The 17,691-nt window shown below is 62.6% G+C and carries 17 protein-coding genes and 1 pseudogene; 3 read left to right on the top strand and 15 right to left on the bottom strand.

What is annotated here, in order from left to right:
• The 10 genes and pseudogenes from BMY35_RS33610 to BMY35_RS38475 all read right to left on the bottom strand — a co-directional run.
• Window positions 1-104: pseudogene (locus BMY35_RS33610) on the bottom strand (purine nucleoside permease); the annotation flags it as partial.
• 59 nt (window positions 105-163) lie between these two features.
• Entirely contained in the window at window positions 164-2,173 is a 2,010-nt protein-coding gene (locus tag BMY35_RS33605; RefSeq protein WP_093208781.1) for a histidine phosphatase family protein, read from the bottom strand.
• A gap of 668 nt (window positions 2,174-2,841) precedes the next feature.
• Window positions 2,842-3,477: a hypothetical protein gene (locus BMY35_RS33600; protein ID WP_371287230.1), complete on the bottom strand. Its 636-nt coding sequence runs from the start codon at window positions 3,475-3,477 to the stop codon at window positions 2,842-2,844.
• Window positions 3,478-3,584: 107 nt separating this feature from the next.
• Complete coding sequence (locus tag BMY35_RS33595) at window positions 3,585-4,214, bottom strand: helix-turn-helix domain-containing protein (protein ID WP_177213768.1); 630 nt, start codon at window positions 4,212-4,214, stop codon at window positions 3,585-3,587.
• A 500-nt stretch (window positions 4,215-4,714) separates the two neighbouring features.
• Window positions 4,715-5,335: a Crp/Fnr family transcriptional regulator gene (locus tag BMY35_RS33585; RefSeq protein ID WP_371287229.1), complete on the bottom strand. Its 621-nt coding sequence runs from the start codon at window positions 5,333-5,335 to the stop codon at window positions 4,715-4,717.
• A 205-nt stretch (window positions 5,336-5,540) separates the two neighbouring features.
• A complete protein-coding gene (locus BMY35_RS33580) occupies window positions 5,541-6,257 on the bottom strand; it encodes a Crp/Fnr family transcriptional regulator (protein ID WP_093208815.1) in 717 nt (238 codons plus the stop codon).
• 167 nt (window positions 6,258-6,424) lie between these two features.
• Window positions 6,425-6,775 (bottom strand): hypothetical protein, encoded by a 351-nt coding sequence (locus BMY35_RS33575; protein WP_256230366.1) that lies wholly within the window; start codon window positions 6,773-6,775, stop codon window positions 6,425-6,427.
• Window positions 6,776-6,869: 94 nt separating this feature from the next.
• Window positions 6,870-7,664, bottom strand: a complete 795-nt coding sequence (locus BMY35_RS33570) for a response regulator transcription factor (protein ID WP_093208769.1) — start codon at window positions 7,662-7,664, stop codon at window positions 6,870-6,872.
• A gap of 599 nt (window positions 7,665-8,263) precedes the next feature.
• Complete coding sequence (locus BMY35_RS33565; protein ID WP_093208766.1) at window positions 8,264-8,485, bottom strand: hypothetical protein; 222 nt, start codon at window positions 8,483-8,485, stop codon at window positions 8,264-8,266.
• Window positions 8,486-8,775: 290 nt separating this feature from the next.
• Window positions 8,776-8,922 carry a hypothetical protein gene (locus BMY35_RS38475; protein ID WP_176947695.1) on the bottom strand — a complete coding sequence of 49 codons (147 nt, stop codon included), beginning with the start codon at window positions 8,920-8,922 and terminating at the stop codon, window positions 8,776-8,778.
• Window positions 8,923-9,285: 363 nt separating this feature from the next.
• On the opposite strand from BMY35_RS38475, the gene BMY35_RS33560 reads away from it, so the two are divergent.
• Both BMY35_RS33560 and BMY35_RS33555 read left to right on the top strand, forming a co-directional pair.
• Window positions 9,286-9,579 carry a hypothetical protein gene (locus tag BMY35_RS33560; protein WP_093208763.1) on the top strand — a complete coding sequence of 98 codons (294 nt, stop codon included), beginning with the start codon at window positions 9,286-9,288 and terminating at the stop codon, window positions 9,577-9,579.
• Window positions 9,580-9,941: 362 nt separating this feature from the next.
• Window positions 9,942-10,481: a hypothetical protein gene (locus BMY35_RS33555; RefSeq protein ID WP_093208760.1), complete on the top strand. Its 540-nt coding sequence runs from the start codon at window positions 9,942-9,944 to the stop codon at window positions 10,479-10,481.
• Between the two features lie 104 nt (window positions 10,482-10,585).
• Here BMY35_RS33555 and BMY35_RS33550 read toward each other — a convergent pair whose 3' ends face one another.
• Window positions 10,586-11,662: a zinc-binding metallopeptidase family protein gene (locus tag BMY35_RS33550; protein ID WP_093208758.1), complete on the bottom strand. Its 1,077-nt coding sequence runs from the start codon at window positions 11,660-11,662 to the stop codon at window positions 10,586-10,588.
• A gap of 471 nt (window positions 11,663-12,133) precedes the next feature.
• Between BMY35_RS33550 and BMY35_RS33545 the strand changes: the two genes are divergently transcribed.
• The gene (locus tag BMY35_RS33545) at window positions 12,134-12,394 is read left to right on the top strand and encodes a hypothetical protein (RefSeq protein WP_093208755.1); all 261 of its coding nucleotides are present in this window, start codon (window positions 12,134-12,136) and stop codon (window positions 12,392-12,394) included.
• A gap of 100 nt (window positions 12,395-12,494) precedes the next feature.
• On the opposite strand, the gene BMY35_RS33540 is transcribed toward BMY35_RS33545, so the two are convergent.
• The 4 genes from BMY35_RS33540 to BMY35_RS33530 form a co-directional block, all read right to left on the bottom strand.
• The gene (locus BMY35_RS33540) at window positions 12,495-14,657 is read right to left on the bottom strand and encodes an amylo-alpha-1,6-glucosidase (RefSeq protein WP_093208753.1); all 2,163 of its coding nucleotides are present in this window, start codon (window positions 14,655-14,657) and stop codon (window positions 12,495-12,497) included.
• Window positions 14,654-15,712 (bottom strand): glycosyltransferase family 4 protein, encoded by a 1,059-nt coding sequence (locus BMY35_RS33535; protein ID WP_093208750.1) that lies wholly within the window; start codon window positions 15,710-15,712, stop codon window positions 14,654-14,656. The genes BMY35_RS33540 and BMY35_RS33535 overlap by 4 nt, the downstream gene beginning before the upstream one ends.
• Before the next feature lie 63 nt (window positions 15,713-15,775).
• A complete protein-coding gene (locus tag BMY35_RS38050) occupies window positions 15,776-16,054 on the bottom strand; it encodes a hypothetical protein (RefSeq protein WP_093429448.1) in 279 nt (92 codons plus the stop codon).
• Between the two features lie 577 nt (window positions 16,055-16,631).
• Window positions 16,632-17,429 carry an IS3 family transposase gene (locus tag BMY35_RS33530; protein ID WP_093208748.1) on the bottom strand — a complete coding sequence of 266 codons (798 nt, stop codon included), beginning with the start codon at window positions 17,427-17,429 and terminating at the stop codon, window positions 16,632-16,634.
• Window positions 17,430-17,691 lie beyond the last annotated feature (262 nt).

The following is a 17,691-nucleotide window of genomic DNA, read 5'->3' as shown; positions in this document are numbered from 1 at the left end:
GCGTAGGCGGTCTGCCCCGGATGGGGCCGGTCGAAGTTCGACGCGGTGCGCAGCACGGCCACGCGCCGCAGGTCGAGCAGCCCGGCGCTTGCGCCTCGCTTCATGGTCTATGTGCAGCCAGACTTGAAGCGTCACTCATTGACCGTACACACAAGACTCTTTTCTAGGACGAGCTCGCAACGTGCCCGTAGCAGGCCTTGAGGGCCGTGTAGTCGTAGTAGTGGGCCGTGCCCGCCGCCTTAGCGCCGTCGCAGGCCGCCTTGAAGTCTGTTTCCTTCTCGTTGTAGAGCATGCGCACCAGCAGCTTGCCGCCACCGTCCGCGAACACGTCCCACTGCATGTTGGCCGCCATTGGGGAGACGTATTCGCCACGCCATGCATTGCTGCCGTAGCTGAAGTTCGAAGCCTTGGGCACGCTCTGATCCACGCCCTTCAGGCCCATGCGCACAGCGAAGGGCATCATGATTTCGGCATGCGTGAAGCGCAGCTTGGCCGCATGCGAGCGGTCGCCCCTGGCGATCGCGTCGACCTCGTTGAACATGTCGTCTGCCAGGATCTGCGACATGCGCGAGGTGATGTCGCCCTTCTCCGTCATGCCGGGGCCCTTGTCGTAAAAATCGGAGCCGTCGTTGAGCGCAGCGAAGAACTTCGCCTGCGCGGCGGGCATGTAGGCCGTGAAATCGACTCCGGCCTCGCTGCGCATCGCAGGCGCGATCACGTACAGCTCGTAGAGCAGCGCGCCCGCGTCGCCCGGCGACTTGATCGATGTCTTGCCGTCGCCGCTCAGGCTGGGCGCGAACTTGCCGTCGTCGCTCGTGTAGCTGAAGCTGCCGGTGTTGGCAAAGCTGTAGGTGCCGTTGGCGATCTTGTCGACGAAGCTCTTCGCGAAAAGGCGCTCCAGCAGCACACGGCCGGCAGCCGCGGCCTCGGGCGTGACCGTGAGGCCACTCTGCTTGCCGAGCAGGTCGGCATCGTTGCTCTTGTAGTCTTGGTAGGCCAGGCTGGCCTGGTAGGTCGTGTAGAGCGGGTCGGCTGTGTTCGTCACCAGGTCGGTCGCCTTCACGAGCTTGTGAAAGTACAGCAGGAAGCGGTTGGTGCCGGCGGGCTGGGCCACTGCCGTGCCGTTGTCGGGGTAAGGCGCAGGCGCTGCCGGATAGCTCAGCAGCGGCGCCAGCGCAGGTTGCACCGCCTTGAGCGACTGCACGAAGAAGTTGCCGCTGTCTACCGCGCGATCGACGCCGGAAGTCACCATCACGATCTGGCGCGGGGCGGTGGCGGCGCTGTCGCCCACCTGCTTCCAGTAGGCTGGCAGGCGCTGCACCAGCCGCGCCGCGAGCTGCGTGTGCTCGTTGATGCCGACCTGCGTCTCGTTGCCATAGCCGGGGGTGCTGATGCCCGCCACGCCATAGCCGAGCAGGAAGTTGGCCTTCATGATCTTCAGCACGTCGGGGCCGAGCTTCTCGCCCAGCAGCGTGAGCGCGCCGTCGTCCTGCGCCTTCTTCCACATGTTGTAGACCGCCAGGTCGTACTTGAGGCCCGAGAGCCCGCGCGAGCCGTGGCGCGCAACCACTTCGGTGAAGACCGGCGAGAAGCCCGCAGGCGCCGCCTCGTAGGTGCTGACGTCCTGCTGCGGCCGGTACGGCGCCTTGGTCTGGTAGTAGCGATCCGTCAGTGCAGCGGCCGTTACCAATGTCTTGACGTCGTCGTCGCTCGCAGCCGATGTGAGCGCGTCGCGGATGCGCTGCAGGCCCTCGTCGGATGCGGCCTTGAGCGCGGCCCTGGCGACGGGATCGACCTCGGTGTTGATGTCGCCGAGCAGTTTCGACGCAATCACGCCGACCGAGATTGCTACCTTGCCGACGGCGGTCTTGAAGTCGAGCCCGTTGGCTTCCATTTCCGCGACCACCGCGGTCGACTCGAAGTCGACGACGCCCGGCGCTTCCTTCGGCGCTCGCAGCACGAGCGGGGAAGTCACCGGCTTGGAGGAGGGCACGGAAGGATCGATCTCCATGGCATCGGTGCCGATCTCGGCCACGATGCCTGCGCCGGCCCCAGCGAGCGTGAAGCGACCTTGCTTGTCCGATCGCGTGGAAGGCTCATCACCATCGCAGCGACCGTTGGCGTTGAAATCGAGGCAGACCTTGGCATTGACGAAGTAGCTGCCGACTACCACTCCACTGGTGCTGGCAGTCGTCGTGCCGCCTGGGGTCGCAGGGATCGTTGCGCCCCCGGCGGTGGGCACCCAGGCGAAAGAAGAGCCGCTGTCACCGCCACCGCATGCGGTCAGAAGGAACACCGAGAGACTGAGGCAAGAGATTGTCGCGCGGGTCAGGGCACGGTAAAACGGCGAGGTCGAAAACATGAGATTCGCGAAAACGAAAAGGGAGAGAGCTTTTTGCCTGCGCGTGACATGGATGTGACTGCCAGTTGCGAAAATGCGATGGCATTGTTCGACATACGCTACTCAGGCCGTGCATCGTGCGAGAGCAGAGTCCAGCGACGACCGAGAAACTGTGCTGCGCCTAGTGGATGAGGCTCGCCAGTTGGGCACGCACTGCATCGTCGTGGATTGCCTTCGATGATCGACCGAGATTGAGCCGCCTTGCCTTAATAATACAATTATGATTATGTTAAATAAAGAGACATCACAGACTCAAGATTTGATGTTCGCCAACCCACGTCGAGATGCAGACTGGGTTGCGGGACTGAGGAATCAGCCCTAACCCCTTGATTCTTTGTCGGGGTCGGATGCCCAAATGCCGGATGCACGCGATGTGGATGGCGACGACTTTCGGATGCACAGAACTGGGTTGCCACAAGGCTGCGGCATCCCCCACAGGGTCACGAGGTGCGCTTCGGCTTCGCCGCGTTCTTGGCAGCAGGCTTCTTCGGTGCGGCCTTGGCCTTGGAGCGGTCCGACTCGTAGTACAAGGTTCCGTTTTTGTCCACGATGGGACATTCAACGCCCCACGCCTTTGCGAGACCTTGCGCCAAACCGACGCACTTGTGGGTCATTAGAACGGCCACATAGCGCTCTTTGTCCAGGGTAGGCGCCTTCAACTTCTTGCGACATCCCTCGGCGACCTTGATAACTCGCTCTGGCTCGGCAGCATAGAGCGCGTCGATGTACCCGCTGAGGGAGTAGCGGGTGACCTGCGTGTCCGCAAACGCATGTGCGGGGAAGTCTTTGACGTTCTTGGTCACCAGAGCCACCGGCTGCCCAGGCCAGTCATCGAGCGAGAGCTTGTAGGCGGCAGCGGCTACATGCTGGTCCTTCGGGTCAACGGCTTCGAACTTCGGGACGTGCTTGGCATAGCCCGTCACCTCCCAGCCGTCGACAGCGTCGCGCATTCCCCGAAGGCAGGCCTGAATGCCCTCAGCGTCGGCGTCTTGTTTGGCAACAACGTTGCGCGTCCACTCTGCTTCGATTTCCTTCGTCCAATGCACGTTGATGAGTTCCTCCGCATGCAGATGCATGACGAGGTCCCTCATCCGAGGAGCGAAGAACACATTCGCGTCAATCAAAACGACGCGAGGCGGCTCGACCGCCTCGCTGCCAGGTACGTCGCGACGCTTCGCCACGCTCAGCGACTAGCGCGGCGGGGAACGCCGGCGAGTTCATCGTCGTACAACCCCAGCTTCTGGCTGGCCGCCATCATTGCGTCCAGCCCCCTGCCTTGTCGCTCCTTGCTGCGTGCCTTGTATTCGAGCAGAGCAGTCTTTGAGATTCTGCGGTGATTGCCCGCCGTTCGACGTATCTCCCCTAGAGCACCAGAGTCCGCCAACGTGTTGAGGTGGCTCCGAGAGACGTTCAGCAACTTCGCTGCAGCCTCGCTGGTCAGCTCATCGTCCTCCGATGCCTCGCGAGCTCCAGCGGATGCGGCGCTATCCCGTGGGAGCGCCTTTTCCGTGAGGCCAAGCGACTGGACTTGAACAGTTGATAGCAAGTGGAGCAACACCGCACGTTGTTCAGCGGCAGCCTTGCTTACCAACAGGCCCGTGACAAACGCCTCTTCGAGCAATCCAGGAACTTTTTCGGCGACAACTTTCTCGACTGCCTTTGGAGAGGTCTTCTTGGCCGTCAGCTGTGCGTTAACCAACGAGGACAACTTGGCCGCAAGGCCCGCAGTGATGTCCGCGAGCACAAAGCTAAGCTCCTTCCGCCCTTGAATGTCGAGGGAAGGCGCGGAGGCGGTACGTGCGAGTGTGGTCATGGCGAGCTCCAGTTGATTGGCAGTGTAGCAAATACCGTCAAAATCGTCAAAATCGGTGGTCTCTAGTGGGACTCCTTGCCGTGTGGACATGGAAGCATGGACTCCGCCCCACCCTCAAGGTCCCTCAACCTTCCCCAGGCCGGAGTTGCCCAGCAAGACGGTCGTGAGGCGGTCCTGCGCCGCTGGCGCCATGAGGCCCAGACAGCCATTCGTTGCTACCAGGCGGCCGCGGCGCTCGTCGGCAGTCCACAGCGATGACTCGTCGTCGATGGCAATCCATGCGGCGGGTCGCAGCCACTCCATGTGTCGACGCACGTGCGGAACGCAGTTGAACATGAGCAGAACAGCGGCGAAAGTAGTTGATTTCCTTGGACAAACATTCCAGCACGCCACGAGACATTGGTCAGCCAAGCCACTGAACATTGGTCAATGCCGATTCTGTGCCACCAGACTTTGGTCTGCGCGAAGTGAACAAACAGGAATGCAATTGTCTGGTCGTCCTACCGCTGGAGTGAGTCCAGCGTGTCGGCGTAGGCCTTCCGATCTGACGCATAGCAGCCGCACGCTGCCGTTTCCAGGCCGCCGCGATCGAGCACCGTGATATCGCCCCGGTGGTAGGCAATCAGCCCGCTGTGCTGCAGGGCGTTGGCAGCCACGGTGATGCCCACGCGTCGCACGCCGAGCATGTAGGCCAGGAACTCATGCGTCACGCGAAAGCTGTCGGCTTGGGCGCGATCCTGGCTCATCAGCAGCCACCGGGCCAGACGTGGGCCGATCTGATGGAAGCGAAGGCATCCGGCTGAAGTTGTCAATTGGTCCATCAGCACGTAGAGATAGCGGTTCAGCACGCGTCGCAGCGCCGGGCTGCGCTCGAGTTCCTTTCGGAAGGCTCGAGCGTCGATGCGCCACGCCTTCCCCGAGCCCTGCACCACCGCACGCAGGGGCGTCATTCCCACGCCCAGCACCATCTGCACGCCCAGCATGCCCTCGCGCCCGACCATGCCGACTTCGAGCTCGGGGCTGCCGCCCGTCAAGGTCAGCAGCGAAATGAAGCCCTCCGTGGGGAAATAGGCATAGCGCGTGCGCTCTCCGGGCGTGCACAGCACGTCGGCCCAGATCAAGGGAGCAGGTTCGCAGAGGGCGAGGAAGCGCCTCCGGTCCCTCGCGGGAAGCCGTTGGATCAGGTGGTTCTCTACGGTGGTCAATCTCGCCCTCCGCTGTGTTGGCAGTCCGAACGAGTCTGCAACGAGCGCCGGGAATTCACCGTTCGATGGCGCACACAGTGCGCCGGCGTCCGCGGACGCCGGTCATCACCACTCGCAACACCTACACCGCGACCCCATCCGGCAAAAGCCGGTCGTATTCCTTCTTGACCACCGCGTAGCACTCGCAGGTGCGTTGCTCCAAGCCTCGGCGATTCAGCACCGAGATGCGACCGCGCGCGTAGCGGATCAGCCCGGCCCCCTGCAGCTTGAGCGCCCCCTCGGTCACGCCTTCGCGGCGCACACCGAGCATGTTGGCGATCAGTTCCTGCGTCATCACGAGCTCGTTTCCTTCCAGCCTGTCCAGGCTCAGCAGCAGCCAACGGCAAAGCTGCTGATCCAGAGAATGGTGTCGGTTGCACACCGCCGTCTGCGCCATCTGCGTGATCAGCGCCTGGGTGTAGCGCAGCAACAGGTGGAGGATGGGAGGACGTGTGAATTCTTCCTTGATGGCCTGCGCCCTTAGCCGGAAGCCCTGCCCTGCGCTTTGCACGACGGCGCGGCTGAGCGTGGATTCTCCGCCCATGAACAGCGAGATGCCGACGATGCCCTCGTTGCCAACCACAGCGATTTCGGCCGATGCGCCGTTCTCCATCACGTACAGCAACGAGACGATGGCAGTCGTTGGAAAGTAAACGTGGCTCAGTGCGATGCCCGATTCGTACAGCACCTGACCCAGCGGCATTTCCACCGCTTCGAGTTGCGGCCGCCAGCGTTGCCATTCGGCTTCAGGCAGTGACGCCAGCAGCTTGTTTCTTCTCGGGTCGATCGCAACGGGCATCGCGTGCTCCAGACGGCTCAGGAGATGAATCGGCATCCGGTTTCAGGCGCAGAGCCTCCTTCAGTATAGGCAGCGGTGACATTTTCTGTGCGCTATCGCACATATCGGCTTCTCGCGAACACCCCGGCCGTTCAACCCAAATCACGGTGCCGAAAACGCCGTTTCCTTCAGCAAGCAGGATTTTTCGCTGGCGATGTCTGCCGCTGTTCCGGCACGGCATGACGCACCTCAGCGAGGGCCCGGCTGATCAGCTCGCCCATTGCAGACAGGCTGCGCTTCAGGACGGTCCCGGTGGCACCGCCCGCGGTTATGTTGCCGAGTTTGAGGGCGTGGATCGCCAGGGTTGCTGTCCCGAGGGCGCTGCGCACCTCGTGCACCAGGAAGCCGAAACGCTCGGCCACGTCCAGGCTCTGCTGGCGGGCAATCTGCGTGTCGCGCTGAAGGCTGAATTCGGTGTCCTTCTCCCGCACGCTGACGGGACGCCAGAGATTGGCGGGAGCGCTTGCCATCGAGTTCACCCCAAGCTTTTCAAACAGCAGTGGAAAGCTCCAGGATTCACGGCCCCGGGGACTGGCTCGCGATCGATCGCCTTTGAGGGGGTTGGCAGCCTCTCTACAGAAGGCCCTTGTTCGTCGCACAAGTCACAGCCTGCGCGCGTGTGTGGACCTGCAGCTTGCGGTAGATGCTTTTTATGTGGACGTTGACGGTTTGCGGACTGATCCTGAGTTGTTTCGCGATAGCGGCGCCGACGTTCCCGAGCGCAATAAGCTGCAGCACCTCCAGTTCTCGTTCGGTCAATGTCGCGCGGCCAGTCGGTGGCCGGACAGGATTGCCATTGGCGCGCGAGTGGTTCAGGTGAGCGAGCAACCTGCGGGCCAGGGTCGGAGTGACAGCAGCTCCGCCGTTGACCACATGCAAGACAGCCTGTGCGTAGCTCTGCAGCCACGCGGTTTGGACCAGGTAGCCTGAGGCTCCGAGGTCAAACGCATGCAGGGCCTGGGCCTCGTCCAGGCGCGCTGAAATGGCGATGACTTCGGGCGTACTGCGATGCTTCTTGGCCTCTTCAATCAGTTCGAAGCCGCTGCCGTCCACGAGGCAGACGTCCACCATCAACACCTCGAATTCGAGCCGCATCAACAAGCGTCGCCCTTCGCGCAAGGTGTTCGCCTGGGCTTCGAGCTGGATGCGACGATCGTCAAGCAACTCCTGTGCGATTACACGTTGGATCGAGGGATCCGGAGCCACCAGCAGCACTCGTACCGGCTTGGCGTGTTGCCCAGCCAGAAAGTGCGGCCACTGAACCGCAGTCGCACTTTGCGGGGCCGGCTCCTCAAATTGCCCGCGCCCCGAGTAGTTTCGCGTCCGACCTTCCTCGCTCACTACCAAGCTATCGTTTTCTCTCTCCATTTGCAGCTTCCTTTTTGATCATCGGTATTGCTTGGACTGTGGAATTCGGAGCGCTTCCCTCAATGCAGAGGATTCCTTCATGTCCGCCCTAACTCCAAGGACCATGGGCCAGCGATGTCTGTGGCGCAGGGCCGTCCCTTTGGCTGTGCAGTCGATCTGCATGGAAAGAGCTTGGGAAGAAGCTTCGCCGTATGGCCCGTTCAACAGAACCATTCGTGCCGCTTGCTCGAACGTGATCGCTCATACGGAACAGGGACAACGTGCCAGTTCAGAGGCGCGAACCTCGCTATCCAAGATTGCTTGCCTGCCGTGGCGAAGGGGTTTGTCAGACATCCGCAAAGTCCGTTGCGCTCTACTTCGCTGGCGGGGTCTCTGGAGCTGGTGTGACGATTACAGTAGTTCTTTCGCTGGGCTTGCCAGTCTCCCCTTTCTTTCCATCGACGCCTTGGGCATCCGCTATACCGGCCACGCTCAATACGCCGAGCAGCGTCAAAGTCAGTGGTAGATGGCTCATGCAGAATCCTTTGAAGGCCCCTCGGACTAGGCGCATTCCGGGCATGAGACGGTGCTCCAGCGAACACAGGCGCACTGCGCTTTGGCTAGGGGGCGGTATGCCCGACGTCGGCGGCAAACCAGCGAAAGATCTTGGCCGGATTTCTCCAATCGCTCGTGTACCGAACGAACAGGAAGCCGGACGCTGCGTTGCCGATCGCGTCGATGGGAATGCCGGCAGCCTGCAACGCTGCCTCTTCTTCTGCAACGCTCGTGTCGAGCGGCAGCTTCAGCGTGACGGTCGCGCTGTGGATGACTTGCCTTGTCATTGGCTTTTCTCCCTTGAGTACGCTGGCACGTTAGAAAAGTCGAGAAGATCGGTCTGTGCGTTGCCGCACACAATGAGCGCTACGTTCCCCGCGAGCGGGTCCGAAGGAAACACCGGCAATGGCTCGACCTGAGCAGAAACGCCGCCTGTATCTCTTCGTGAGAAAGCACTGCCTGGAGTGCGGTGACGTCCAGTGGCAGTGCCGGCGCGCAGACGGGATACGCCGCCCAGGCCGTGTTCGGCACAGGAGTGAAAATGCCCGCTCGAGGCGGGCATCGAAAAGTTGAAACGTCAGGATTTGCCGTGCTGCTGGGAGTCGGTTTGGCGAGGCTCCGGCTTGTGGGACGGCTGGCCCTGCTGCTTTTGCTTCTCCGGCTGGGATTGGTCTTGCTGCTTCTGCGGCTGTGGAGCCGGCTTCTTGTCTGGGTGGTTGGACATGGAAGAATTCCTGGTGACGCAGCGACATTGACTGCCAGTCCATTCAGCTGCAACGAGATCCTGCGGCTGTAGGCGTTTGCCGGGACAGGAGGTAAGAAGTCGGGCTCTGTGTGCAGTCGGCCTCCAAGGCCGAATCTTCGATCCGAAAACGGCTCTTTCACAGGCGCCCTGGACAGCGACGGCCTGCCAGCATCGAGGCTGCGCTCTTGATGGGCGGGCGCCTAAGCTACCTCTACCAGCGCTGGATGGCCGTCGACGAAATCATGGCGTGGCTCCGGCGCTCGGTCTGTGTGCTATCGCACAGTCCCATCTTCCTTTCCGCGGTAGGTTCACGACTCCGACCTCTTCCGAATGGAGGACTCCATGACTCCCTCCCAATTCACCGCCGAGTCCCTGCTTCGCACCTACCTCGGTGGTCGCAGCATGCCGAAGATCCTGCGTGACGCAGTTGTATGGGTGATCGAGGCCCGGCTGACCAACAACGAGACGCCGACTCTCGATGAAGCGCTGCGCATGGACATCGATAACCATGCTGTAGCGCCTCCTGGGCAGCCGATCGCACGCGCTTTGCAGCGTCGCTTGGGCGAGATGGAAGTCGCAACGCATGCAAGCGCAAGACAATCAGCGCCCAGAGAGTTCGGAACCTCTGTGTATTGATACGAGTGCCTGGATCCCAAGGCCATCCGTTGCTTCGATTTTTTGCTCGGCGGTCCGTACGGCCGGGACGCCATCGAGGTTTGCTCGCAGACCATGGCAGCGCATCTTGCGCAGACTATTCCGGCAGGCTCCGGTACGCCTTCGCAAGGGAGTCTTTTTCGGCCCTCTACCTGGGCGCGAGACACCACACAAGCACTTTCGTCGAACACGACGACACGCAGTCGGCCTACAGCGGCAACCGTGCCGGCCTAGTCAGTCGCAGGCTTAGCAGGACCGCTGTGGACCGGGCGTACTCATGTCCCTTTGCGGCTATGTTTGCTGGCGCACGGAGGCTCACCCAATACAGGTCTAAGGTGAAACGCATGGATGCAGCTCCCAAGCCCTTGAAAGACGTGCTGTCCGCAGGCCGCAGCGACGGACTCGTGCCGGATCGAGCGCAGTGGACGACGTCAGTAGATGCCGTGTCCATGGATGGCGGATTGCGCTACCACGCCGACGTTTTCAAGAACGAGAGTTTCGTCTGCCGCATGGCGCTGTCGGGCAAATTCGAAGATCAGGCAACGGCGGAGAACGAATTCGAACGTCGCCTGAGAGGCTGGATCGCCGAATACGAGTTGGGCGATGAGTGGTTGCCTGGGACGGAGTCGGACACGCGAGCCAGAAAAAGGCTGCCGGATATCGGCGACGGAAGGTCTGAGTCGGGAACGAAGATGCTCTACGCCAAGCTGAAGTGGGAGGTTGCCTGTGAGCGGCTGGCCTGCGCCTTGGATGCCGGGCCGAGCTTTTCTGCGGATGAGAAAGGGGATCTGGAGCTCGCGTTCAAGTTGGTTCGAGCTGCACTGGAGGAAGTCTGCACGGCGTTCAAGGCCCGTACGGGGCAAGAGGGCGCAGCGGTTGGATAGCCCCGAGGGCGAGGGCATCGCCTGTCTTTGAATGCAGCTTGCACAAGGACGCAGGCAGAGGGCTTTCCCCTCCGCGATCTGGTGTCACAGAGGACAGGCGACGCTCAGCAGCGCGGCAGGAAATTCATTGGCATGCGACCCGCGCTTGCGGCGCGCACCACGCGGTGGATGAAGTCGAGCTTCTCGATCACCGGCGGAACAATGACGAATGGATAGCTGTCGTGCGCGCCGAGGCTGCGGTCCATCGCGTTGATGAACTGTGAGACGGGCAACCATTGCAGGATGATGAGCTCATGGATCGATTCGGCATCCAGGTCGAGCGGGCGCACTTTCAAGGCTGGACCGGACGGTGAGGGAAATTCCAGGTGAGCACCCCAGGAGGCGGCTGTTTCCAAGCCATCCACCAGGTGCAAGTAATGGGCCCAGGTTTCGGCCCAGTCTTCCCACGGATGCGAGCTCGCATAGGCGCTGATGAAGTGTTGAGGCCAGTCGCGGTCTGGCCATGCATAGTGGGTGTTCAGTGCCGAGTCGTAGTCCGCGCGTTCGTCTCCGAAGAACGATCGGTACTCCGTGACCCACGGCGTGTCGCGCACCAGCCGATCCCAGTAGTAGTGGCCAATCTCGTGGCGAAAGTGACCCAGCAGCGTACGGCTGGGCTCGTGCATCGAAAGGCGGATGTGCTCGCGGCAGGCATCGTCCGCTTCGGCAATGTCGAGCGTGATGATGCCTTCGTCATGCCCGATGAGTACCCGCTGCTGCGAGTTCATCTGCTCGAGAAACTCGAACGACAAGCCATTGACAGGGTCTTCGCGCTTGTTGGGTGTCGGCAGTCCAAGTTCGATGAGCGTGTAGAAGAGACGGCGCTTGGCCTGTTCGAGCGCCGCCCAGTAGCCGTGGTTTTCCGACTTGGCCAGCGCAGGGATCGTGTGGGTCGTTCGGCACGACAGACAAAGGCCGTGGTCGGTGAGAGAGGGCACCATCCAGTTGCACCCATTCGCCTCGCGATTGGCGCACGGCCTGTATGCGGGGCCTTCCGAGCCCAGGCGGCGCCATGAACCCTCGTGCGAGACCTCGAAGGCAAGCATGCGCTGCGCATCCGTTGCGTAGCCGAGGGACGAGCTGCAGACTTCGCAGCGAAGGTTCTCGAAGAACACGCGATTGCCGCAATCCGAGCAGCTCATCTGCTTCACGCAGGCACCCAGGTATCGGCATCCAGCGTGTTCTTCAACGACGCCTCTCGATGCGCATCGGCTTGTATGTCTCGATTCAAAGCGGGGTTCCGTTCCGATGTTGCCGAGGACGCGGCCGTCCTGACCGAGAGGCTTGCTTGCGCGGAGTTGGCGATGGGGCTTGTCTCGCCTTGCCACATGCCCCTCATGGGATCTTCATCAACCAGCAGTGGATGATTTCGATCTTCCGTACTTGTGTGCGAATCATTTTGCGCTCTCAACTCTGATGTCGCCAGAGAATTCGGGCCGCGTCGATGTGGGATGTAGTGCGATCCGGCCCGCTGCGGTGGACCCTGCAGTCGGGCAACGCGCGAAAGTCCCTGCACTCTGTCCATCGGCTGGAGTCACGGTGCCAGTGCCGTTGCGTTGGTGTCCTTGCAGGTCCATCATGTATGAAGTCAAGCTTTCGCAAACGGATCGGCGATGGAACAAATAGAAAATCTCATACAGGTTGAAACCGGACCGCGCCATGTCATTCAGGGCACATACCAAGGTGTCCGCATTGAGGTCATCGCCGGTTACAGCATCGACACGGACGAGTGGTTGTTCCACGTGCGCCTTCACGACAACCAGGGGCGTGCCGATCGCTTGACGGGTTGCCCGACAACCCATCGGGCTCATGGGCTGCAAGACGCCTTCGATCTGGGCCTCGAACTCGCCGTGTCACACCTGAAAAGCCGCTGAGCTCCTCCTGCAACTTGCGAAAGCAGGCTCCCTGGGGGCGCACATGACTTCTTTCTTGCATGCCGCTGCAATTGGCTCGCGCCGTGGCAGCCAGCGTGCATCACAGGCGAAGATCGATCTGCAGGCTGTCTGCCCCTGATCGTCGTGAGGCCACCGCCTGCATCGTGCCGCCCCTGCGATGCAGGCGCAGGTCCGCCGTTCCCTGGGGTAGCCGCAAATCACGCAGCACGAGCTCATCGATCTCGCTGGGAAGCACCGGTTGAGCCACTACGATGCGGCCGTGCATGGCATCGATGTCGATGCCCAGGCAACCCTGCAGGAGCATGAACACCGAGCCGGCGGCCCAGGCCTGCGGCAGGCAAGCCACCGGATAGGACACGGGTGCCTCGCCATGCGCCTTTTCAAACCCACAGAACAACTCGGGCAGGCGCATGCCAACCTGGCTGGCGCATTCGAACATCTCGCTCGTTAGCCGCGCGGTGCTGTCTCGCTCGCCGTAGCGAGCCATGCCGGCAGCACACAGGGCCACGTCATGCGGCCAGACCGAACCGTTGTGGTACGACATGGGGTTGTAGCGGATGGCCTTGGATGACAGCGTGCGCAACCCCCAGCCCGATTCGAGCCCGGACGCCAGCAGTCGGCGTGCCACGGCGCGCCCGCGCGCCTCGCTGGGCAGCCCGGTGTACAGCAGGTGGCCGGCGTTGGAGGCATAGACGCGGCAGGGCGCACCAGCTCCATCCAGCGCGAGTGCGTAGAACTGCATGTCCTCCTGCCAGAAGCGCGATTCCACCCGTTCGGCCCAGGCTTCGGCGGCTTCCGCGTAGGGTGCGGCTTCTGCATCGTTGCCGAGCCACTTCGCCAGCAGCGCCATGCCTCGAAGCGCAGCGACCGCATAGCCTTGGACTTCGACCAGGGCGATAGGGCCCTCGGGTGTGCGCCCGTCTTCGTGGAAGATCGCGTCGTGGCTATCCTTCCAGCCCTGGTTGGCCAAGCCGGACGCCTGGGCACGCGCATAGGACAGGAAGCCGTCGTGACGGTAGGCGTTGCGCTGAATCCAGTCCGTCGCCGCCACCAACGCGGGCCACAGCCCCACGATGAACGAACGGTCGGCGCTGCGCCGTGCATAGGCCGCGGCCAGCATGACGAACAGGGGCGTCGTGTCCACGCCGCCGTAGTAGCGACCGAAGGGCAGCTCGCCCATGGCGGTCATTTCCCCTTTGCGCAGCTCGTGCATGATCTTGCCGGGCTCTGCATCGTGGAATGCCGAGGTTTCCTGTGCCTGGTGGCTGGCGAGGTACGCCAGCACGCCACGCGCCAGCGATGGCTTGAGCCACAGCGTCTGCAGCGCGGTGATGATCGCATCGCGACCGAAGGGGGTGGAGAACCAGGGGATGCCCGCGTAGGGGTACGGACCCGTCGGCAATGCCGTGGTCAGCAGCGCGAGGTCGGCGCCCGAGCGGTCCAGCCAGGCCTGGAACTGCCGCGACGAAGTCCGTATCCGCGCGCCGCTGCGCTGGCGGATGCGCATGCTCCGCCTGGCTGCCGCACCCGCAGCCCGGAACTGCGCACGCGCCGGGGCCGACGCAGCAGGGCCGATGTCCACGTACAGCGCGATATCCTCCCGGCCACCCAGGATGAGATCGAAGTGGCAGCGTCGCTCGTCGATGGCGGTGGGCTCAATCGAGAAAGCCAGCCGAGTGCACCGCGTGACGCCGTCCAGCCCCCGGTAGCTGAGCTCGATGCTCGCCGCCTGCACCCGAGGCGCAAGAAACTCCCCCCGCTGCGGACGGCGCTCTCCGCGTACCTCGAAGGTGTCGCTGAAATCGGCGCCATAGACCAGCTCGAGCTGCAGTCGCGTGGCCGTCGTGCTGTAGTTGCTCAGAGTGATGCGCTCGCGCAGCAGACCGTCCCACAGCAGGCGTCGCCGCTCGATGTGCACCACGCCTTGAGGCAATGAGTCGCCTCCCAGAGGAGGCAGTGGCCGATTGGTGAGGTGCGCGGTAAAGAAGACGTTGTCACGGCTCACGTCGCTGGACAACAGGGTCGGTCGTTCGCCCTCCAGCAGGAGGTGAAAGCACGACAGCAGCCGCGTATCGTCCTGGAAGAAGCCATCGCCCGAGCCCGCGATGTCGCCATAGGTGTCGGCCACCGCAAAGCTGTCGCCATCCTTGAGAACGAACAGGTGATCGGGCGTGCGCGGCACCGAGGTGTCCGCCGTGGTGGATCGAGCGGGTTGCGCACCCTCGGGATGAGGCGAGGTCATGCCACTTCACTCTCGCGCAGACGGCGGGCATGCACCAGTTGCCAGTAGAGCCGGGCATAGCGCTTGGCCATCGCTTGCGCGGTGAAGCGCTCGTCGAACGCCCGGCGTACGCGCGCACGCGACAGGCCGGTGATGCCGTGCACCGCCTTCACGGCCCCGGCAATGTCGTCGACGATGAGGCCGGAGATGCCGTGCTGCACGACCTCCGGAACAGAACCGCAGCGCCAGGCGATGACCGGTGTGCCGCATGCCATCGCCTCGATCATGACGAGGCCGAAGGGCTCGGGCCAGTCGATCGGGAACAGCAGGGCTCGCGCGCCACCCAGAAAGGCACTCTTCTGAGCGTTGCCGATCTCGCCCACGAACTCGATCAGCGGATGATCCAGCATCGGCCGGATGCAGGTGTCGAAGTAGACGCGGTCGGCGGCGTCCACCTTGGCCGCGATCTTCAGCGGCACGCCGGCGGCCTTCGCGATCTCGATCGCCCGATCGGGCCGCTTCTCCGGCGAGATCCGCCCGAGGAAGGCGAGGTAGCCGTCCTGTGCCCGCGGGCTGAACCGGTATTGGTCGGGCAGCATGCCGTGCTGCACCGTGGCGTACCAGTTGGCCTCCGGCAGTGGAGCACGCTGGCTGCGGGAAATGGACACCAGCGGGCACGAAGGCCAGCGCGCATAGACGTCGCGCAGGTCATCGATGTCGAGCCGGCCATGCAGCGTCGTGAGAGTGCGTTCCGGCATCCCCTCGAAGAAGGGAAAGTGGATCAGGTCGACGTGGAAGTGAATGACGTCGAAAGCATCGGCCCGCCGTCGCACCTCATGGATCATGGCGAGGTGGCTTGCCAGGTCGGAGTTCAGGCGCCCGCTATCCAGCCGCAGTGGCTGGGCGCGTGTCGCGACCAGGCGGGCCTTGGTCTGGGTCTCGCCCGCAGCGAACAGCGTGACTTCGTGTCCTTGGTCAACCAAGGCGTCGGTGAGGTGCGCTACGACGCGCTCAGTGCCGCCGTACAGCTTGGGCGGAACGGCCTCGAACAGCGGGGCTACCTGTGCAATCCTCATCCTGTCGCTCCTGCGTCCGTGCTTTCGAGCATGAGGATCAAGAACATCGCAGGCCCATGCGCTTCAGGGTTGCCCGGCAATCGCCCCGCGTGAGCGGATCAGCTCGGCATAGTCGGCGGCGTCGGAGAACCGGTCGTAGCGATAGCCCGCGAACGTGTACTGGTGGCCATCGAATCCGATCGCCAGGTCCTTCATCCGGGCTGCCGTACCCAAAGGTTCATTGGCCCGGCCCGGTTTTGGCGTGTTGGGTTCGAAGCCGGCACGGCCGCCTTCGTTGAGGAGCGAGTCCTCGGCCTGGATGGCTTCGGACGGGCGATGACCGAGGGCGACTGAAGAGTCCATGGGAAGGTCTGACCGAACGCAGGCACGCCCTGGGGGAATCGCAGGTAGTAGCAGGTCGCAATCACGCTCAGCAGGGGAATGCAGGCCGCGATTCAGTTCGAGCTGAGGGGGAGGATGGGCGTCTTCGCAGGAAGATCGTCGGAAATGGAGTTGACAGAACATTGCTGCCTCCTTCGGGGGCGTGCTGAATGGCAGCGACAGATCATCATCTGCCTATAGTCGCGAATCACCTAGCGTTGCTTTGACCTATCTTTTGTGGTGCCAATGCGATCTGGTTGTTGGGTGCTACATGGCGCATCATCGCGATCTGCGAGACGTCCAGATAGTTGTCGGTCGTCGTCGACTTCGTCGAGCGCGGTCTGGTCGCTCAAGAAATCCCCACCGAGGCCAAGACCACCGCCGCTAGTTAGTTGACGGGCAAGCTAGCGGACTACTGGCGTTGGGGGCCGGTGTTCATTACCGAGTGAGGAAAGCCGATGCTCGTGCTGCTGAAGATTGACGGCCATGTATTGAATTCCGCAGATCCCTGACCCTAGATTGGAGTGAACCCCTGCGGCTGGACCACCCGGAGTCAGATCTAAGCCGCTTGCTGGACTAGTTGATCTTCGAACTCGTTGGGGGACCGATAGCCAAGCGCCGAGTGCAGGCGCTTGGCGTTATAGACCTCTTCGATGAACCTCGGCAGCCGGGCCGCGACATCGGCGAAGGTCTCATAGCCGCCGATGTAGATGTCCTCGACCTTGAGCGTCTTCATGAAGCTCTCGGCCTGTGCATTGTGGTACGGATTGCCGGGTGAGCTCATCGAGCCGCGCAGCCCCGCTTCCTGCAAGGCCCTGCGGTAGGTCTCGCTTGCGTACTGCGCCCCGCGGTCCGTATGGAAGATGCAGCCAGGCGCAGGGCATCGGCTTTGCACGGCGGATCGCAGTGCCGCCAAGGCCAGCGTCGTATCGATATTGCGCGAGATCGCGTAGCCCACCACCTTGCGGCTGCAGGCATCCAGAATGGCCGCCAGATAGCAGAACCCCGTGGCAATCCGGATGTAGGTGAAGTCAGCCACCCACACCACGTTGGGCTGGGTCGGGATGACATTGCGGTACAGGTTTGGAAAGATCGGCGAGTCATGCCTGCTGTCGGTGGTGCGCACAAAGCGCCTGCGCGGCTTGATGCCTAAGCCTTGGGCCCTCATCACACGCGCGACACGCTTGTGATTGACCACATGCCCACGTCTGTGCAGTTCGTGCGTCACGCGCCGGTAGCCATAGCCAGGCAACTCGTCCTGAATGCTCTCGATCAGTTCGATGAGGCACCCATCGTTGAGGTACTCGCTGGTCGCCGTCGACCGATAGTAGAAGGTGCTGCGCGGCAGTTCGATCACTTGGCCCCCCGTCGGATGGAGCAGGCTGCGGGCCGGTGACGATCAACAAGTTCTCGTTGTCGCTCACGAGGCGCAGGCGTGGCGTTTTTTTGACCAGGTCCAGCTCCATCGTGAGCTGGCCGACCTTGCGCTCAAGCGCAGCGATCTTGGCTTCGTACTCCGCGATGACCGATGCTTCGGCCTCTTCGGTGCTGAGCTCACCCCGGTCGTACTGCGTCAGCCACAGCTGAATCAGATTGGTCGACAGGGTGTACTTCCTGGC

The organism is Variovorax sp. YR750 (assembly GCF_900109805.1).
Lineage (GTDB): Bacteria > Pseudomonadota > Gammaproteobacteria > Burkholderiales > Burkholderiaceae_C > Variovorax > Variovorax gossypii.
This window is presented reverse-complemented; position numbering and strand designations above follow the sequence as displayed.